This window comes from Kitasatospora setae KM-6054 (genome assembly GCF_000269985.1).
Taxonomy (GTDB): Bacteria; Actinomycetota; Actinomycetes; order Streptomycetales; family Streptomycetaceae; genus Kitasatospora; species Kitasatospora setae.
In genome coordinates this window covers 5879144-5895817 of record NC_016109.1, presented here as the reverse complement: position 1 = coordinate 5895817, position 16674 = coordinate 5879144, and the positions used below count along the sequence as shown (strand labels likewise).

General features: G+C 74.6%; 14 protein-coding genes. 3 read left to right on the top strand and 11 right to left on the bottom strand.

What is annotated here, in order from left to right; translation table 11 throughout:
* Positions 1-71: 71 nt before the first annotated feature.
* The 5 genes from KSE_RS26230 to rimP all read right to left on the bottom strand — a co-directional run bounded on the left by KSE_RS26230 (position 72) and on the right by rimP (position 5726).
* Positions 72-368, bottom strand: coding sequence for a DUF503 domain-containing protein (locus tag KSE_RS26230; RefSeq protein WP_014138381.1), 297 nt, complete (start codon positions 366-368; stop codon positions 72-74).
* 129 nt (positions 369-497) lie between these two features.
* A complete protein-coding gene (gene infB, locus KSE_RS40360; RefSeq protein ID WP_014138380.1) occupies positions 498-3605 on the bottom strand; it encodes a translation initiation factor IF-2 in 3108 nt (1035 codons plus the stop codon).
* A gap of 190 nt (positions 3606-3795) precedes the next feature.
* Complete coding sequence (locus KSE_RS26220; RefSeq protein WP_014138379.1) at positions 3796-4098, bottom strand: YlxR family protein; 303 nt, start codon at positions 4096-4098, stop codon at positions 3796-3798.
* Between the two features lie 69 nt (positions 4099-4167).
* Positions 4168-5169, bottom strand: a complete 1002-nt coding sequence (nusA, locus tag KSE_RS26215) for a transcription termination factor NusA (RefSeq protein ID WP_014138378.1) — start codon at positions 5167-5169, stop codon at positions 4168-4170.
* A gap of 2 nt (positions 5170-5171) precedes the next feature.
* The gene (gene rimP, locus KSE_RS26210) at positions 5172-5726 is read right to left on the bottom strand and encodes a ribosome maturation factor RimP (RefSeq protein WP_014138377.1); all 555 of its coding nucleotides are present in this window, start codon (positions 5724-5726) and stop codon (positions 5172-5174) included.
* 231 nt (positions 5727-5957) lie between these two features.
* On the opposite strand from rimP, the gene KSE_RS44985 reads away from it, so the two are divergent.
* The 3 genes from KSE_RS44985 (at position 5958) to KSE_RS26195 (ending at position 8513) form a co-directional block, all read left to right on the top strand.
* Positions 5958-6908 carry a ferritin-like domain-containing protein gene (locus KSE_RS44985; RefSeq protein ID WP_014138376.1) on the top strand — a complete coding sequence of 317 codons (951 nt, stop codon included), beginning with the start codon at positions 5958-5960 and terminating at the stop codon, positions 6906-6908.
* 65 nt (positions 6909-6973) lie between these two features.
* Positions 6974-7912 (top strand): aminoglycoside phosphotransferase family protein, encoded by a 939-nt coding sequence (locus tag KSE_RS26200; RefSeq protein WP_014138375.1) that lies wholly within the window; start codon positions 6974-6976, stop codon positions 7910-7912.
* Between the two features lie 49 nt (positions 7913-7961).
* Positions 7962-8513 carry a GNAT family N-acetyltransferase gene (locus tag KSE_RS26195; RefSeq protein WP_014138374.1) on the top strand — a complete coding sequence of 184 codons (552 nt, stop codon included), beginning with the start codon at positions 7962-7964 and terminating at the stop codon, positions 8511-8513.
* A gap of 7 nt (positions 8514-8520) precedes the next feature.
* Here KSE_RS26195 and KSE_RS26190 read toward each other — a convergent pair whose 3' ends face one another.
* The 6 genes from KSE_RS26190 to KSE_RS26165 all read right to left on the bottom strand — a co-directional run bounded on the left by KSE_RS26190 (position 8521) and on the right by KSE_RS26165 (position 16587).
* Positions 8521-9396, bottom strand: coding sequence for a GNAT family N-acetyltransferase (locus tag KSE_RS26190; protein ID WP_014138373.1), 876 nt, complete (start codon positions 9394-9396; stop codon positions 8521-8523).
* A gap of 85 nt (positions 9397-9481) precedes the next feature.
* Positions 9482-10642 (bottom strand): flavodoxin-dependent (E)-4-hydroxy-3-methylbut-2-enyl-diphosphate synthase, encoded by a 1161-nt coding sequence (ispG, locus tag KSE_RS26185; protein WP_014138372.1) that lies wholly within the window; start codon positions 10640-10642, stop codon positions 9482-9484.
* Between the two features lie 123 nt (positions 10643-10765).
* On the bottom strand, positions 10766-12073 hold the full coding sequence (locus tag KSE_RS26180) for a M50 family metallopeptidase (protein WP_014138371.1): 1308 nt from the start codon (positions 12071-12073) through the stop codon (positions 10766-10768).
* Between the two features lie 19 nt (positions 12074-12092).
* The gene (dxr, locus tag KSE_RS26175; protein WP_014138370.1) at positions 12093-13322 is read right to left on the bottom strand and encodes a 1-deoxy-D-xylulose-5-phosphate reductoisomerase; all 1230 of its coding nucleotides are present in this window, start codon (positions 13320-13322) and stop codon (positions 12093-12095) included.
* A 131-nt stretch (positions 13323-13453) separates the two neighbouring features.
* Positions 13454-14896, bottom strand: a complete 1443-nt coding sequence (locus tag KSE_RS26170) for an aldehyde dehydrogenase family protein (protein WP_014138369.1) — start codon at positions 14894-14896, stop codon at positions 13454-13456.
* 125 nt (positions 14897-15021) lie between these two features.
* Positions 15022-16587: a PucR family transcriptional regulator gene (locus tag KSE_RS26165; protein WP_014138368.1), complete on the bottom strand. Its 1566-nt coding sequence runs from the start codon at positions 16585-16587 to the stop codon at positions 15022-15024.
* Between the last annotated feature and the right edge of the window lie 87 nt (positions 16588-16674).

Genomic DNA, 16674 nt, shown 5'->3' with positions numbered 1-16674 from the left:
GTACCCGCCCGCGCCCAGCCTTGTGGGCGCTCTCGGTCCTGTGCGGGTGTGACGGTGGTGACTCCCGCAGGTCATTCGTCGTCGTCGTGGTGGTACCGCCTCCGCGTGGAGAGCAGCACCACCTCTGGGCGGCCGGCGACGAGCCGCTCACAGCTGTCCAGGACCTCGCTGACGTACCCGGCGTCGCCGGACACCACCGCGCAGCCGATCTCGGCCCTGCGGTGCAGATCCTGGTCTCCTACCTCCGCCGCGCACACGCTGTGCTTGCGCTGCAGTTCGGCCACGATGGGCCGCACGATCGACCGCTTCTCCTTGAGCGAGTGCACGTCGCCGAGGAGCAGGTCGAAGGTGAGTGTTCCTACGAACATGTGGGACAGACCTGAGCCGGTCTGGGGGCCTCGAAGGATGTTCTTCCGACTGGCCCCGACCCTAACAAGCGCGGCCGGGGCCGGTCGACGGGATAAGACACCCGTCGGCCGGCCCCGGTCAGGCACCTGTTACGAGCGCGGCTTCTCGCGCATCTCGTAGGTCTCGATGACATCCTCGATCTTGATGTCGTTGAACGAGCCCAGGGTGACACCCGCCTCGAAGCCCTCGCGGACCTCGGTGGCGTCGTCCTTGAAGCGGCGCAGGCCCTCGATGTTGAGGTTCTCCGCCACGACCTTGCCGTCGCGCAGCAGGCGCGCCTTGGTGTTGCGGCGGATGATGCCCTCGCGGACGAGCACACCGGCGATGTTGCCGAACTTGGAGGAGCGGAACACCTCGCGGATCTCCGCGGAGCCGAGGCGCACCTCCTCGTACTCGGGCTTGAGCAGGCCCTTGAGCGCGGCCTCGATCTCCTCGATCGCCTGGTAGATGACCGAGTAGTACCGGATGTCGACGCCCTCGCGCTCGGCCGCGGTACGGGCACGCCCCTCGGCGCGCACGTTGAAGCCGATGATGATGGCGTCCGAGCCCATCGCCAGGTCCACGTCGGACTCGGTGATGGCACCCACACCGCGGTGCAGGATCCGGAGCTCGACCTCCTCGCCCACGTCGAGCTTGACGAGGGCGTCCTCGAGGGCTTCGACGGAACCGGAGACGTCACCCTTGATGATGAGGTTGAGCTTCTCGATGTTGCCGGCGGCCAGCGCGGCCTCGAAGCCCTCCAGCGAGACGCGGACGCGGCGCTGGGCCATCGAGGCGTTGCGGTCGCGGGCGGAGCGCTTCTCGGCGATCTGGCGGGCGGTGCGGTCCTCGTCGACGACGATGAAGCTGTCGCCGGCGCGGGGCACCGAGGTCAGACCGAGCAGCATGACCGGACGGGACGGGCCGGCCTCGGAGAGGCTGTTGCCGTTCTCGTCCAGCATGGCGCGGACGCGGCCGTAGGAGTCGCCGACCACGATCGAGTCGCCGACCCGCAGGGTGCCGCGCTGGATGAGCAGCGTCGCCATGGCGCCGCGGCCCTTGTCCAGGTGGGCTTCGATCGCGATGCCCTGGGCGTCCTGCTCCGGGTTGGCGCGCAGGTCGAGGGAGGCGTCCGCGGTCAGGACCACGGCCTCCAGCAGCTCCTCGATGTTGAGGCCCTGGCGGGCGGAGATGTCGACGAACATGGTGTCGCCGCCGTACTCCTCGGCCACCAGGCCGAACTCGGTGAGCTGGCCGCGGACCTTGGTCGGGTCCGCGCCCTCGACGTCGATCTTGTTGACCGCGACCACGATCGGCACGCCGGCGGCCTTGGCGTGGTTCAGCGCCTCGACCGTCTGCGGCATGACGCCGTCGTTGGCCGCGACCACCAGGATCGCGATGTCGGTGGACTTGGCGCCACGGGCACGCATGGCGGAGAACGCCTCGTGACCCGGGGTGTCGAGGAAGGTGATCCGGCGCTCCTCGCCGTTCACCTCGGTCGCCACCTGGTAGGCACCGATGTGCTGGGTGATGCCGCCGGCCTCGCCCGCGACCACGTTGGTCTTGCGGATCGCGTCGAGCAGGCGGGTCTTGCCGTGGTCGACGTGACCCATGACGGTGACCACCGGCGGACGCGGGGCCAGCTGCTCCTCGTCGCCCTCGTCGACACCGAAGTCGATGTCGAACGACTCCAGCAGCTCGCGGTCCTCGTCGTCCCGGCTGACGATCTCCAGCACGAAGCCCATCTCGTCGGCCAGCAGCTGCAGCGTGGCGTCGGAGACCGACTGGGTGGCGGTGACCATCTCACCGAGGTTGAACATCACCGAGACGAGCGCCGCCGGGTTGGCGTTGATCTTCTCAGCGAAGTCCGTCAGCGAAGCGCCGCGCGAGAGGCGAACGGTCGAGCCGTTGCCGCGCGGCAGCATCACGCCGCCGACGGACGGGGCCTGCATGGCCTCGTACTCCTGGCGCTTCGCGCGCTTCGACTTCCGGCCGCGCGCCGGACGGCCACCGGGGCCGCGACCGAACGCGCCCTGCGTGCCGCCACGGGCACCCGGGCCACCGGGACGGCCGGCGAAACCGCCGCCACCCGGACGGGCACCGCCGAAGCCGCCGCCGCCACCGGCGCCGCCACCCGGACGGGGGCCGCCGAAGCCGCCGCCGGCCGGACGCGAGCCCGGACCGGCCGGACGGCCCTGGAAACCGGGACGGGCACCGCCCGGAGCACCCGGACGGGCGCCGGGGCCACCCGGACGCGCGCCGGCACCCGGACCCGGGCGCGGGCCCGGACGCTGCGGCATCATGCCGGGGTTGGGACGGGGCATCCCGGACGGGCTCGGCGCACCGGGGCGCGGAGCGGCCGGACGGGGCATGCCGTCGGGACGCGGCGCACCGGCACCCGGGCCGCCGGGACGCGGGGCGCCACCGGGACGGGGACCGCGCTCGCCGGACGGCGCGCCGCCCGGACGGGGGCCGCGGTCGCCGGCACCCGGCGCACCGGCCGGACGGGGACCGCGCTCGCCACCGGGACGGGGGCCGCGCTCACCGGCACCCGGCGCACCGGCCGGACGCGGACCGCGCTCGCCACCCGGACGGGGGCCGCGCTCACCGGACGGCGCACCGCCCGGACGCGGGGCGGACGGACGGGCCATGCCCGACGCTCCGCCCGAGGTGAAGGGGTTGTTGCCCGGACGCGGACCGGCCGGACGCGGGCCCGGACGGGCCGCGGGGTTGGCCGGGGCCGGCCGCGGGGCGGCCGGACGCGCCGGGGCCTCGCCGGCCGGGGCCGGGGAGGAGAACTCCGCCGCCGGGGCCGGAGCGGCCGGGGCGGGCGCCGCCGGGCGCGGGCCCGGGGTCGGGGCCTGGCCGGCCGGCTTCGGCGCGGCCGGCGCGGGGGCCGCGGCGGCGGGGGTGGGACGGGGGCCCGGCGTCACAGTGGGACGCGGGCCGGGGGTGGGGGCACCCGGCTTGGGTGCGGCCGAACCGGCGCCGCCGGTCGGCTGGGGCGCCGCGGGCTTCCGCGGGCCAGGCTTCGCGGAGGACGCGCCGCCGGACGGCGGGGTCGCTCCCAAAGCGTCAGTCAGCTTACGCACGACCGGCGCCTCGATCGTCGAGGACGCCGAACGCACGAACTCGCCCAGCTCGGTGAGCTTGGCCATGACGGCCTTGCTCTCCAAACCAAGCTCCTTGGCGAGTTCATATACCCGGACCTTAGCCACTTCGCTCCTGTCTATGCGTCCGGGGTATTCGTCCGCCGGACTGCCGTTACTTCATGGGCGTACTCATCGCGTACTCATCGAGTGCTCATCGCAATCTCGACCTACTTCCATCTCGCGAGGTACCTGACTGGGTGCACGGCGGCGTGACCGCGTGCCGTGCGCTGGTGCGTGTTGCCGGGCGCGTGGCCCGTCAGTGGGCCGACTGCCGGTCGGCCTGGCTCGCTGCCGCCCCGACGTGCTCCCGCAGGGCGCCGGGGTCGAGCGCGCCCTGGGCCTTGAGGGCCCGGGGGAACGCCCGGCGGCGGACCGCGAGGTCGAGGCAGTTCGGATCGGGGTGCAGATAAGCACCCCGGCCCGGCAGTGTGCCGCGGGGGTCGGGGACGCATTCGCCCTCGCCCGCCACGACACGCAGCAGCTCGTGCTTGGCCGCGCGCTTGCGGCAGCCCACGCAGGTGCGTTCAGGGCATGCCCGGACATGCGTCCGGCCAGACACGTTCAAGTCTACCCCTCCGAAGGGACTCGCCGCCGCCGAGTAGTTCCCCGGAGGCCCATGACAACGTTCTCAACGCCCCGGGGATTCCTCGGCCGGAGCCTCGGTGTCCGGACGGATGTCGATCCGCCAGCCGGTCAGCCGGGCGGCCAGGCGGGCGTTCTGGCCCTCCTTGCCGATCGCCAGCGACAGCTGGTAGTCCGGCACGATCACCCGGGCGGAGCGCTGGGCCAGGTCGACGATCTCCACCTTCGTCACCCGGGCGGGCGACAGCGCGGCGGCGACCATCTCGGCCGGGTCCTCCGACCAGTCGACGATGTCGATCTTCTCGCCGTGCAGCTCGGCCATCACGCCGCGCACCCGCATGCCGTTCGGGCCGATGCAGGCGCCCTTGGCGTTCAGGCCCTGCCGGCGCGACCAGACCGCGATCTTGGTGCGGTGGCCGGCCTCGCGGGCGATCGCGGCGATCTCCACCGAGCCGTCCGCGATCTCCGGCACCTCCAGCGCGAACAGCCGCTTCACCAGGCTCGGGTGCGTGCGCGACAGCGTCACCGACGGGCCGCGCACACCGCGCCGCACGCCCACCACGTAGCACTTCAGCCGGGTGCCGTGCCGGTAGTCCTCGCCCGGGACCTGCTCCTGCGGCGGCAGGATGGCCTCCAGCTTGCCGATGTCGACCAGCACGCTCTTCGGGTCGTTGCCCTGCTGGACGACACCGGTGACGATGTCGCCCTCCTTGCCCGCGTACTCGCCGAAGGTCTGGTCGTCCGCGGCGTCCCGCAGCCGCTGCAGGATGACCTGCTTGGCGGTGGACGCGGCGATCCGGCCGAAGCCCGACGGGGTGTCGTCGAACTCCTTCGGCTCGACGCCCTCGTCCAGCTCGGACGCGTCCTCCAGGGCCCAGACCGTCACGTGCCCGGTCTTGCGGTTCAGCTCCACCCGCGCCCGGCGGCGCGAGCCCTCGGTGCGGTGGTACGCGATGAGGAGGGCCGACTCGATCGACTCGACCAGCAGGTCGAACGGCACGCCCTTCTCGGTGACCAGCCCGCGCAGGGCACTCATGTCGATGTCCACGACTACGCCTCCTCTTCCTCTTCGTCCACGTCCGCGTCGACGTCCGCGATGTCCTCGGCGGCGTCGAGCGTCTCCTCGTCCTTGCGGTTGAACTCGACCTGCACCCGGGCCCGCGCGACCTCCGCGAACTCCAGTCGGCGCTCCTTGGGGCGGCCGCGCCCCTTGACCGGCTGCACCTCGACCAGCGCGCCGTCCTCGTCGCTCTCCAGCACCCGCGCGGTCAGCTCCGCGCCGTCCACCAGCTTGACCGCCGCCAGCCGGCCGACCGCCCGGCGCCAGTGCCGCGGCTCGCTCAGCGGGCGCTCGGCACCCGGGGAACCGACCTCCAGCACGTACGGGGTCTCGCCCATCAGCGCGGAGTCGTCCAGCGCCCGGCTGACCAGGCGGGAGAACTCGGCGACGGCGTCGAGGTCGACGCCGCCGTCGGCGTCCACGTCGATCTGCACCTGGCGGCGGCTGCCGGCCTGGGTCACCTTGACCTCTTCGAGGTCGAGCCCGGCGTCGGCTGCCAGCGGCTCCAACAACGCGCGCAGCCGGTCGGTGGGGGTGGTGCTCATCCGGGTGACTCCTCGGCCGCGTCTGCTGTTGTCGAAGGTGCTAACTCACCGCGAAGCCTATCGGGTCAACCCCCGAACCGCCGATTCCGACCCATCTCCCCGGCACCCCCTGCGAGGAACCTCACAGGAGTCGTATACCGTCCGAAAATCCGTACGGATGCTGTGCGGCTCAGGTAAAGATTCTCCCGACGAGGCGCACCGCGCCCCCACCGCGACCAGCAGGAGCCCCCGATGCCCGCGCCCACACGGCGGACCGCCCTGGCCCTCGGAGCGCTCACCGGGGTCCTGCTGCTCGGCGGCTGCACCGGCGAACCCCCGGCGAAGCCCGGCGCCAGTGCCGCCGCGGCCGACGCCGACCGCCCGCTGCGGCTGCGCCAGCTCGCCGCCACCGACGCCCTGCTCGCCGACTACGACGCCGCGCTGGCCGCCGCCCCCGCCGAAGCCCAGCGGCTCGGCGACCTGCGCGACGACGTCGCCCGGCACCGCGAGGCACTGGCCGGCCCGCTGCCGTCCGCGTCCGCCTCCGCGCCCGCGTCCACCGCGGCGCCCGCCGGGGCCGCGACCGTCGCCGCGCTGGCCGCCGCCGAACAGCGCACCGCCGCGGCCCGGCTGGCCGACCTCGACGCGGCCTCCCCTGAGCTGGCCCGGACGCTGGCCTCGATCGCCGCCTCCGACAGCGCCCACGCGGCCGCCCTCGGCGACACCGCCCTCACCCTCAACGTCACGCAGAGCCCCACCGCCTCCCCCTCGGCCTCCCCCTCGGCCGTCCCGGCCGCCGACACCGCCGCCCTGCAGAACGCCCTCGCCGCCGAGCACGCGGCCGTCTACGGCTACGGCGTCGTCGGCGCGTTCCTCCCGACCGGCCCGCAGCGCGAGGACGCCCGCACCACGTACGCCGCGCACCAGGCCCGCCGCGACACCTGGCAGCGCGTCCTCAGCGGCACCGGCGCCTCCCCCACCGCCGCGGCCGCCGGCTACCGCCTCCCCTTCCAGGTCAAGGACGCCCCCACCGCCACCCAGCTGGCCGCCTACCTGGAGACCCAGCTCACCGCCGCCTACGCCGACCTGGCCGCCGCCCCCGCCTACCGCGCCGCCGCCGCGACCGCCCTGCGCGACTCCACCCTGCGCGCCGCCCACTGGGGCGCCGACCTCCCCGCCCTCCCGGGCCTGGCCGACCAGTAGCGGAACCCGCCGCCACCGCCCCGCCACCGCCCTGCCGCGGCCCCCGGCTGCCCGATAATGACGGCATGTCGGCACAACCCGCGCGGTTCAGCGTCCCCGCCCGCCTCACCGAGTCGGTCCGCGCGACCGGCTCCCCCGCCGATCTGGCGTGGCTCGCGGGCCTGCCGCGGGCCCTCCCGGCGCGGCTGGCCGACCGGGGCCTGGTGGCGGAGCGGCTGGCCGAACCGGGCGGCCGGGGCAGCCTGGTGGTGTTCGCGCACCGGGCGGACGACCTGGCGCCGGTCGCCCTGAAGCTGACCCGCCCGTCCGCCGGCGCCGCCGAGGCCGCCGCGCTGCGGGTGTGGGCGGGCCGGGGCGCGGTGCTGCTGCTGGACGGCAGCGACGAAGGGGCCGGCCCGGACGCGGCCGGCGGCGCGCTGCTGCTGGAGCGCCTGCACGGGGAGATCCCGCTGCGGTCGCTGGCCGAGGCGAAGGCGATGCTGGAGGCGACCAGCCTGCTGCGCCGGCTGTGGGTGCCGGCCCCGCCCGGGCACCCGTTCGAGTCGCTGGCCGACCGGGCCGCCGCCACCGCGTCCCGGCTGGCCGAACGCCGGTCGCTGCCCGCCGCGGCCGACGCCGCCCCGCTGGTGGACGAGGCGCTGGAGGCCCTCGCGCTGGCCGGGGACGGCGGCGACTGGCTGCTGCACGGGGACTTCCAGCACGGCCGGGCGCTGGCGGCGGACCGCTCGCCGTGGCTGGCGGTGGCGCCGCGCCCGCTGGTCGGCGACCGGGCGTACGACCTGGCCCGGCTGGTGCTGGACCGGCTCGACACGCTGGCGGCCTCGCCGGGTCCGCGCGGGGCGGCCCGGCGCCGGCTGGCGCGGCTCGCGGAGGCGGTGGAGCTGCCCGCCGAGCGGGTCCGGGCCTGGACGCTGCTGCGGGCGGTGGACGCCGCGCTGGGCGCGTTCGCGGCGGGGGACGCCGGGCGGGCCGAGCTCCGGCTGGAGTTCGCCTCCTGGCTGTGAGGCCGGGGCGATCGGCCGCCCGGGACGGCAGGTAGTAACGTCCCGCTTCATGGAGCAGCTCACCGGGGTGACGATCGAGGCCATCGACCTTGCGGCGTGGGCGCCCGCCGCGCTGGAGGTCCAGGCGGTCGCCTTCGGCCTCGGGCCGCACGAGGTCGCGGTGCGGCTGCCGATCGTGGGGCGGCACGCCCTGCAGCCGGGGGTGCTGGCGCTGGGCGCGATGGCGCGGGGGCGGCTGGTCGGCTTCGGGTACGGGATGCCGAACCGGCGGGACCACTGGTGGTCGACGGTGATCGAGCCGTACCTGGCGGCGCGCGGCCACGAGCACTGGCTGGACGGGGTGTTCGCGGTGACCGAGCTGCACGTGCTGCCGGAGTTCCAGGGCCGGGGCGTGGGCAGCCGGCTGATCCGCTCGCTGTGCGAGCGCTCCGGCCTGGACCGGTCGATCCTGTCGGCGATCGACGCGGAGACCCCGGCCCGCCGGCTCTACCGCTCGCTCGGCTACCAGGACCTGGCGTCGGCGGTGCGCTTCCCGAACACCGAGCGCCCGTACGCGGTGATGGGCGCGCGGCTGCCGCTGCGCGACCCGTCCGCGCCCTGACCGGACGTCAGAACAGCACGCTCATGAACGCGCCGACCTCGCGGAAGCCGACCCGGCGGTAGGCGGCGCGGGCGCGGACGTTGAAGTCGTTGACGTAGAGCGAGACGACCGGGGCGACCTCGGCGAGGGCGGTGTTGACGACGGCGGCCATGCCGGTCTCGGACAGGCCCCGGCCGCGGTGCTCGGGGGCGACCCAGACGCCCTGGATCTGGCAGGCGCCGGCCGTGACGGCGCCGATCTCGGCCTTGAAGACGACCTTGCCGTCCGGGTCGAAGCGGGCGAACGACCGTCCGCCGGCGACCAGTTCGGCGACCCGGGCCTGGTAGAGCAGTCCGCCGTCGCCGGCCAGCGGGGAGATGCCGACCTCCTCGGTGAACATGGCGACGCAGGCGGGCATCAGCGCCTCGATCTCGGCCCGGCCGACCCGGCGGACCAGCGGGTCGGGCTCGACCTCGGTGACGGGCGTGGAGGTGGCCATCAGCGGCTGGTGGGCGCGGACGTCCCGGGCCGGGCCCCAGGAGCGCTCCAGCAGCGCCCAGAGGGTCGCGGTGGCCTCGGCGGGGCCGACGATGGAGGAGCAGCGGCGGCCCTGCCGGCGGGCCCGCTCGGCGAAGGCCCGGACGGCCTCCGGCCCGGCGTTGACCGGGACGAGGTTGGCGCCGGCGTAGCAGAGCGCGTCGAGCCGGCCGTCGGCGTCGTGCCAGCCCCACATCTCGCCGCCGAGCCGCCAGGGGTCGAGGCCGACGGCCTCGACCCGGGTGGCGACGAAGGCGTTGGCGACCGGGTCGCGGTGCAGGATCTCCAGCGCGTCGTCGAGGTCGGGGGCCTCCAGCACGCGGGTCGCGGCGAGCGCCCGGGCGACCTGGAACGGGCCGGGCAGCATGACACCTCGGTCGAGCACGGGGGTACCTCTCGGACGAGGCGGGACCGCCCCGCCCGGGGCGGTCCCGCCTGGGGTTTTCAGACCGTCACTCGGCGGCCACGACGACGGGGGCGCCGGAGGCGACGCCCTCCTCCAGCATCTGCTCGGCCAGCTTCATGGCCTCCTCGATCAGGGTCTCGACGATCTTCGACTCGGGCACGGTCTTGATCACCTCGCCCTTGACGAAGATCTGGCCCTTGCCGTTGCCGGAGGCGACGCCGAGGTCGGCCTCGCGGGCCTCGCCGGGGCCGTTGACGACGCAGCCCATGACGGCGACCCGGAGCGGCACCTCCATGCCCTCCAGGCCGGCGGTGACCTCCTCGGCGAGCTTGTAGACGTCGACCTGGGCGCGGCCGCAGGACGGGCAGGAGACGATCTCCAGGCCGCGCTGGCGCAGGTTCAGCGACTCCAGGATCTGGATGCCGACCTTGATCTCCTCGGCCGGCGGGGCGGACAGCGAGACCCGGATGGTGTCGCCGATGCCCTCGGCGAGCAGCGCGCCGAACGCCACCGCGGACTTGATGGTGCCCTGGAAGGCGGGGCCGGCCTCGGTGACGCCGAGGTGCAGCGGGTAGTCGCAGGCGGCGGCGAGCTGCCGGTAGGCGTTGATCATCACGACCGGGTCGTTGTGCTTGACCGAGATCTTGATGTCGCGGAAGTCGTGCTCCTCGAACAGCGAGCACTCCCACAGCGCGGACTCCACCAGCGCCTCCGGGGTGGCCCGGCCGTACTTCTCCAGCAGCCGCTTGTCGAGCGAGCCGGCGTTGACGCCGATCCGGATCGGCACGCCGGCGGCCTTGGCGGCCTTGGCGATCTCGCCGACCTTGTCGTCGAACGCCTTGATGTTGCCGGGGTTGACCCGGACGGCGGCGCAGCCGGCGTCGATCGCGGCGAACACGTACTTCGGCTGGAAGTGGATGTCGGCGATCACCGGGATCTGCGACTTCTTCGCGATGATCGGCAGCGCGTCGGCGTCGTCCTGGGAGGGGACGGCGACCCGGACGATCTGGCAGCCCGAAGCGGTCAGCTGGGCGATCTGCTGCAGCGTCGCGTTGATGTCGGAGGTGAGCGTGGTGGTCATCGACTGCACCGAGACGGGCGCGTCGCCGCCGACCGGCACGTTGCCGACCATGATCTGACGCGAGTGGCGGCGCTGGGCCAGCGGCTTGAGCGGCAGGGCGGGGATACCGAGCGAGATCGCGGTCATGTGTGCGGTGTTTCCTCTGGAGAGGTCGGTGATGCCGGCGCGCGCCGCGTGGCGGGGGCGCCCGGCGTCCAACGGTACGGCACGGCCGGGTGACGGAGCACACCCGGCCGCGGGGCGGCGCGGCTAGTTGATCCGGACCGGGTTGACGATGTCGGCGGCCATCACGAGGCCGGTGAAGCAGACGAAGATCCCGGCGACCACGTAGGCCAGCGGCATCAGCCGGGCCACGTCGAACGGGCCGGGGTCGGGCCGGCGCAGCACCCGGGCGGCGGTGCGGCGCACCGACTCCCAGAGCGCGCCGGCGATGTGGCCGCCGTCGAGGGGCAGCAGCGGCAGCATGTTGAACAGGAACAGCATGAAGTTCATGTAGGCGAGCATCTGGACGAAGAACGACAGCTGCTGGGTGGCCGGCAGGTCCATCGCGAACACGTCGCCGCCGAGCCGGGCCGCGCCGACCATGCCGACCGGGGAGTCCTGCGCGCGCGGGGCGCCGTCGACCACGGCGTGCCACAGGCCGGGCACCTTGCCGGGCAGCTGGGCCAGCGACTGCACGCCGTGGCTCGCCATCCGGCCCATCTCGTCGAAGCTCTCGGCGACCGTCATGTGGTGGACGCCGGTGGCGGGGCTGATGCCGAGGAAGCCGGCGGTGACGGTCTTGTCCTTGATCGGGACGCCGTCCTTGTCCAGCGCGGCGAGGGTGTTGGTCTTGATGTCGGCGGCCAGCGTGCCGGGGGTGCCGTCCCGGTGCCGGACCTCGATCGCCACGTGCTTGCCGGCCGAGTCCCGGATCAGGCCCTGCAGCTGGGGGTAGTCGTGGACCCGGACCCCGTCGAAGGCCAGGATGGTGTCGCCGGCCCGCAGCCCGGCCTCGTTGGCCGGGGTCCGGGCGGCCCCGGCCGGGCAGCTGTCGGTCTGCTGGCCGACCGGGACGACGCACTCGTTGACCTCGTTGACGGTCAGCGTGGACCGGGGGACGCCGATGCCCATGAACAGGGCGAGGAACATCCCGACCGCCAGCACCAGGTTCATGCCCGGCCCGGCGAACATCACGATGACGCGCTTCCACGGCTTGCGGGTGTAGAACAGCCGGTCCTCGTCGCCGGGCCGCAGCTCCTCGTAGGAGGCGGCCCGGGCGTCCTCGATCATGCTCCGCCAGGGCGAGGAGGAGCGCTGCTTTATCCGGCCGTCCGCGCCGGGCGGGAACATGCCGATCATCCGGATGTAGCCGCCGAACGGGATCGCCTTGAGGCCGTACTCGGTCTCGCCGCGCTTGGTCGACCAGATCGTCCGGCCGAAGCCGACCATGTACTGCGGCACCCGGATGCCGAACAGCTTGGCGGTGGAGAGGTGGCCGAGCTCGTGCCAGGCGATCGAGAAGAGCAGCCCGACCACGAAGATCAGGACGCCCAGCACCCACATCAGCTTGTCCACCGCGTCGCCTCCGTCGTACCTAACCTGCCGCCAGTTCCCGGGCCCGGGCGCGGGCCCAGTGCTCCGCGTGGAGTACGTCCTCCACGGTGAGCGAGGTTCCCGCCGCCGGGGTGCCGTGTTCGGCGACCACCTTCGCCACAGTGTCCACGATTCCGGTGAAGGGCAGTGCGCCCTTCAGGAAAGCGTCCACACATTCCTCGTTCGCGGCGTTGAAGACCGCGGGGGCCGTCCCGCCGAGCGTACCCACCTCCCGGGCGAGCTCGACGGCGGGGAAGGCCTCGTCGTCCAGCGGGAAGAACTCCCAGGTCGCGGCCTTGGTCCAGTCGCAGCCGGGTGCGGCGTCCGGGACCCGGTCGGGCCAGCCGAGGCCGAGCGCGATCGGCATCCGCATGTCCGGCGGGCTGGCCTGGGCGAGCGTTGAGCCGTCCGTGAACTCCACCATCGAATGGACGATCGACTGCGGGTGGACGACGACCTCGATCCGGTCGAAGGGCACGTCGTAGAGCAGGTGCGCCTCGATCACCTCCAGGCCCTTGTTCACCAGGGTCGCCGAGTTGATCGTCACCACCGGGCCCATCGCCCAGGTCGGGTGCGCCAGCGCCTCCGCCGGGGTGACCCCGGCCAGCTGCCCGCGGCTCCGGGTGCGGAACGGGCCGCCGCTGGCGGTCACCACCAGCTTGCGGACCTCGGCCCGGGTGCCGCCGGCCAGCGCCTGGAACAGCGCGGCGTGCTCGGAGTCCACCGGCACGATCTGGCCCGGCCGGGCCACCGCCTTGACCAGCGGGCCGCCGACGATCAGCGACTCCTTGTTGGCCAGCACCAGCACCCGGCCGGCCCGCAGCGCGGCCAGCGTCGGCGCCAGGCCGATCGAGCCGGTGATGCCGTTCAGCACCGAGTGGCACTCGGTCGCCGCCAGCTCGGTCGCCGCGTCCGGGCCGGCCAGCACCTCGGGCAGCGGGGCGCCGCCGGCCCGCGCGGCCAGCGCGGCGCGCAGCGGCCCCTCGGCGGCCGGGTCGGCCACCGCGACGGTGCGCACGCCCAGCGCGAGCGCCTGCTCGGCGAGCAGCTCCACCCGGCCGCCGGCCGCGGACAGCGCGACCACCCGGAACCGGTCGGGGTTGCGGAGCACCACGTCGATGGCCTGGGTGCCGATCGAGCCGGTCGAGCCCAGGATGACCAGCTCCCGGGGGCCGTCCTGGTCCCGGACGACCGGAGTGAAGCGCGACTGCGGATGGGCGAGCGAGTTCATGCCCCCATTGTGTCCTGCCCCGGGCCCCGCTCCGGACGCCGCGGCGCCCGCGGCGGCCCGCACGGCGGACGCCCCGCCGGCCGCTGGGGGCAGCGGGCGGGCGGGGCGTCCGGGGGTCCGGCCGGGCGTCCTCAGAGGTCCAGGCCGGTCAGGACCAGCACCTTCTCGAAGGTGAAGTCGTCCATCGCGTAGCGGACGCCCTCGCGGCCCACGCCGGAGTCCTTCACGCCGCCGTACGGCATCTGGTCGGCCCGGTAGGACGGCGCGTCGCCGATCACCACGCCGCCGACCTCCAGCTCGCGGTGGGCCCGGAACGCGGTCTGCACGTCGTGCGTGAAGACGCCCGCCTGCAGGCCGAACGCCGAGTCGTTGACCGCGGCGAACGCCTCCTCGGCGCCCTCCACCTTGTGCAGCGACAGCACCGGGCCGAACACCTCGGCGGTGGCCAGGATGGCGTCCGCGGGCAGCTCGGCGAGCACGGTCGGGGCGTACGCGGCGCCGTCCCGGCTGCCGCCGGTGAGCACCTTGGCGCCCTTGGCGACCGCGTCCTCGACCCAGGACTCGACGCGCTTGGCGGCGTTCTCGTCCACCAGCGGGCCGACGTCGGTGGCCTCGTCCGACGGGTCGCCGGTGACCTGCGCCCGCACCTTCTCGACGACCTTCTCCACCAGGCGGTCGTAGACGCTCGCGTCGGCGATCACCCGCTGCACCGAGATGCAGGACTGGCCGCCCTGGTAGTTGGCGAACAGCGCGATCCGGCCCGCCGCCCAGTCGAGGTCGGCCTCGGAGCTCCAGTCGGCCAGCACCACGGCCGCGGCGTTGCCGCCGAGCTCCAGGGTGACGTGCTTGCGCGGCACCGAGTCCATGATCTGGTAGCCGACCTTGTCCGAACCGGTGAACGAGATCACCGGCAGGCGCTTGTCCTGGACCAGCGCGGGCATCTTGGCGTTCTCGACCGGCAGCACGCTCCAGGAGCCGGCCGGCAGCTCGGTCTCGGCCAGGATCTCGCCCAGCACCAGGGCGGACAGCGGGGTGGCCGGGGCCGGCTTGAGGATGATCGGCGCGCCCACCGCGATCGCCGGGGCGACCTTGTGCGCCACCAGGTTCAGCGGGAAGTTGAACGGGGCGATGCCGAGCACCGCGCCGCGCGGGAAGCGCCGCACGATCGCGTACCGGCCGGTGCCGCCCGGGTCGGTGTCCAGCCGCATGGTCTCGCCGTTGGTCCGGCGGGCCTCCTCGGCCGCCCAGCGGAACACCGACACGGCCCGGCCGACCTCGCCGCGCGCCCACTTGATCGGCTTGCCGTTCTCGGCGGTGATCAGCCGGGCGATCTCCTCGGTGCGCTCGGCCAGCCGCCTGGCGACGTGGTCCAGCGCGGCCGCCCGCTGGTGCGCCGCGGTCGCGGCGAACACCGGCACCGCGGCGGCGGCGGCCGCCACGGCCTCCTCCACCTGCGCGTCGGTCGGCACGCTGACCTCCGCCACCAGGCTGCCGTCGTGCGGGTGGCGCACCTCGAACGCCGTCTCGCCGCTCGCCCGGCGCCCGGCCAGCCAGAACTCATGAGTGGTGGTCACGGTCGCACCGGCCCCTTCCCTCGAAGACTTGTCGCCTTCACGGTAGGGCGCGGCGCCGGGGTTTCCGATTGGACGGACGGGACGAAACCGGGGGTCCGATTAGTACGCAGCGGACGACAGGGCGCCTACTCCTCGCCGGACCGCAGCGCCAGCCACAGCTCCATCCGGACGTCGGTGTCGTCCAGCGAGCGCCCCAGCAGCTCCTCGACCCGCCGCATCCGGTAGCGCAGCGTGTGCCGGTGCACGCCCAGGTCGGCCGCGGCGGCGTCCCACTGGCCGTGCCGGGAGAGCCAGGCGCGCAGCGAGGCGACCAGGTCGCCGCGGGCGGTCCGGTCGTGCTCGCGCAGCGGGCGCAGCAGGCCCTCGGCGAAGGCGGTCACCGCCTCCTCGCCGAGCAGCGGCAGCAGCGAGCCGGCCCCGACCTCCTCGTGGTCGACGGTGCGCCGACCGCCGCGCTGGGCGACCGCCAGGGCCCGCTCGGCCTGGGCCTGCGCGGTGCCGGCCTCCTCCAGCGCGGTGGGGGCGGAGACGCCCAGCGCCAGGCCCTCGTGCTCCTCGACGGCGCCCAGGCAGGCCCGGTGCACCGAGCCGTTGTCCAGCGCGAGCACGGTCAGCCGCGGCCCGTGCGCGCCGTCCTCGCGGGCCACCAGCAGCTTCTCGCCGACCTTGCCGCCGGCGTTCTCCGCCCGGTCGGCCAGCTCGCCCAGCGCCTCGGCGGCCTCCGGTCCCGGCCCGGCGGCGGCCACCAGCACCCGGACGGTGCCCTCGGGCAGGCCGCCGAACAGCCCGGCCGCGACCTGCCGGGCGGTGCCGACCTCGCCGGCCAGCACCATCCGCAGCAGCGCCGCGCCCATCCGCTCCTCGGCCTGCCGCAGCTCGCGGGAGCGCTCCAGGGTGAGGGTGAGCAGCGCGACGGCGGCGTTCAGCACGTACCGCTCGGTCGGGGTGATCCGGTCCTCGGTGCCGACCGCCAGGAAGCCGCGCGGGCGCCGGTCGGCGCCCAGCGACTGGACCACCACGTAGTCCTCGTCGGCGGTGTCGATCGTCCCGGCCCGGCCCTGCAGCGCGGCGCTGGACGGCGCGGGGCGGCGGCGCAGCCGGTCGACCTCGGCGGCCAGCCGGCCGGCCCGGCGGGCGGCCCAGTCGGGGGCGACCGCGGACAGCGCGCCGGAGCCGTCGTACAGCGCGGCCCAGCCGCCCAGCCGGACGGCCAGCTTGCGGACGATCGCGGTGGTGCCGTCCTTGCCGAGCGCGGCCCGGGTCAGCTCCTCCTGCGCCTCGAAGCTGGTGGTGACGGCCTCGTACTGCTCGGCGGCCAGCGCGGCCGAGACGGTCTTGGAGATCGCGATGAACGGCGTCGCCTCGGGCACCCGCAGCAGCGGCAGCCCGCGCTGCGCGGCGGCCTCCACCAGCGCCTGCGGCACCTCGCTGTGCGAGAGCCCGACGCCCAGCCCGAGGCCCACCACGCCCGCGTCGGCCAGCCGGTGCACGTACGCCTGCAGTTCGGCTGCCCCCCGGCCCAGCTTGATGCCGGTGGTGAGGAGCAGCTCGCCGCCCTCCAGGAAGGGGGTGGGGTCGTCCAGCTCGCTGGTGTGCACCCAGCGGACGGGGCGTTCCAGGTGGTCCGCGCCGGCCAGCACCGTCAGGTGGAGCGCGCTGGTGCGGACGACGGAGGCGAGAGTGGGGGGCATGGCACCTTCGGGGGTTCGACCCGGACGCGACGCTGCGGCCGGGCGAGTGAGGGTTCTCCCCCCATTATGGACGCTCCGGACAAGCCG

Excerpts from the sequence above, each read along its gene's own strand:
- KSE_RS26230 (WP_014138381.1), bottom strand. The coding sequence starts at position 368 with ATGTTCGTAGGAACACTCACCTTCGACCTGCTCCTCGGCGACGTGCAC.
- rimP (WP_014138377.1), bottom strand. The coding sequence starts at position 5,726 with ATGAGCACCACCCCCACCGACCGGCTGCGCGCGTTGTTGGAGCCGCTG.
- KSE_RS44985 (WP_014138376.1), top strand. The coding sequence starts at position 5,958 with ATGCCCGCGCCCACACGGCGGACCGCCCTGGCCCTCGGAGCGCTCACC.
- KSE_RS26200 (WP_014138375.1), top strand. The coding sequence starts at position 6,974 with ATGTCGGCACAACCCGCGCGGTTCAGCGTCCCCGCCCGCCTCACCGAG.
- KSE_RS26195 (WP_014138374.1), top strand. The coding sequence starts at position 7,962 with ATGGAGCAGCTCACCGGGGTGACGATCGAGGCCATCGACCTTGCGGCG.
- KSE_RS26190 (WP_014138373.1), bottom strand. The coding sequence starts at position 9,396 with ATGCTGCCCGGCCCGTTCCAGGTCGCCCGGGCGCTCGCCGCGACCCGC.
- ispG (WP_014138372.1), bottom strand. The coding sequence starts at position 10,642 with ATGACCGCGATCTCGCTCGGTATCCCCGCCCTGCCGCTCAAGCCGCTG.
- dxr (WP_014138370.1), bottom strand. The coding sequence starts at position 13,322 with ATGAACTCGCTCGCCCATCCGCAGTCGCGCTTCACTCCGGTCGTCCGG.
- KSE_RS26165 (WP_014138368.1), bottom strand. The coding sequence starts at position 16,587 with ATGCCCCCCACTCTCGCCTCCGTCGTCCGCACCAGCGCGCTCCACCTG.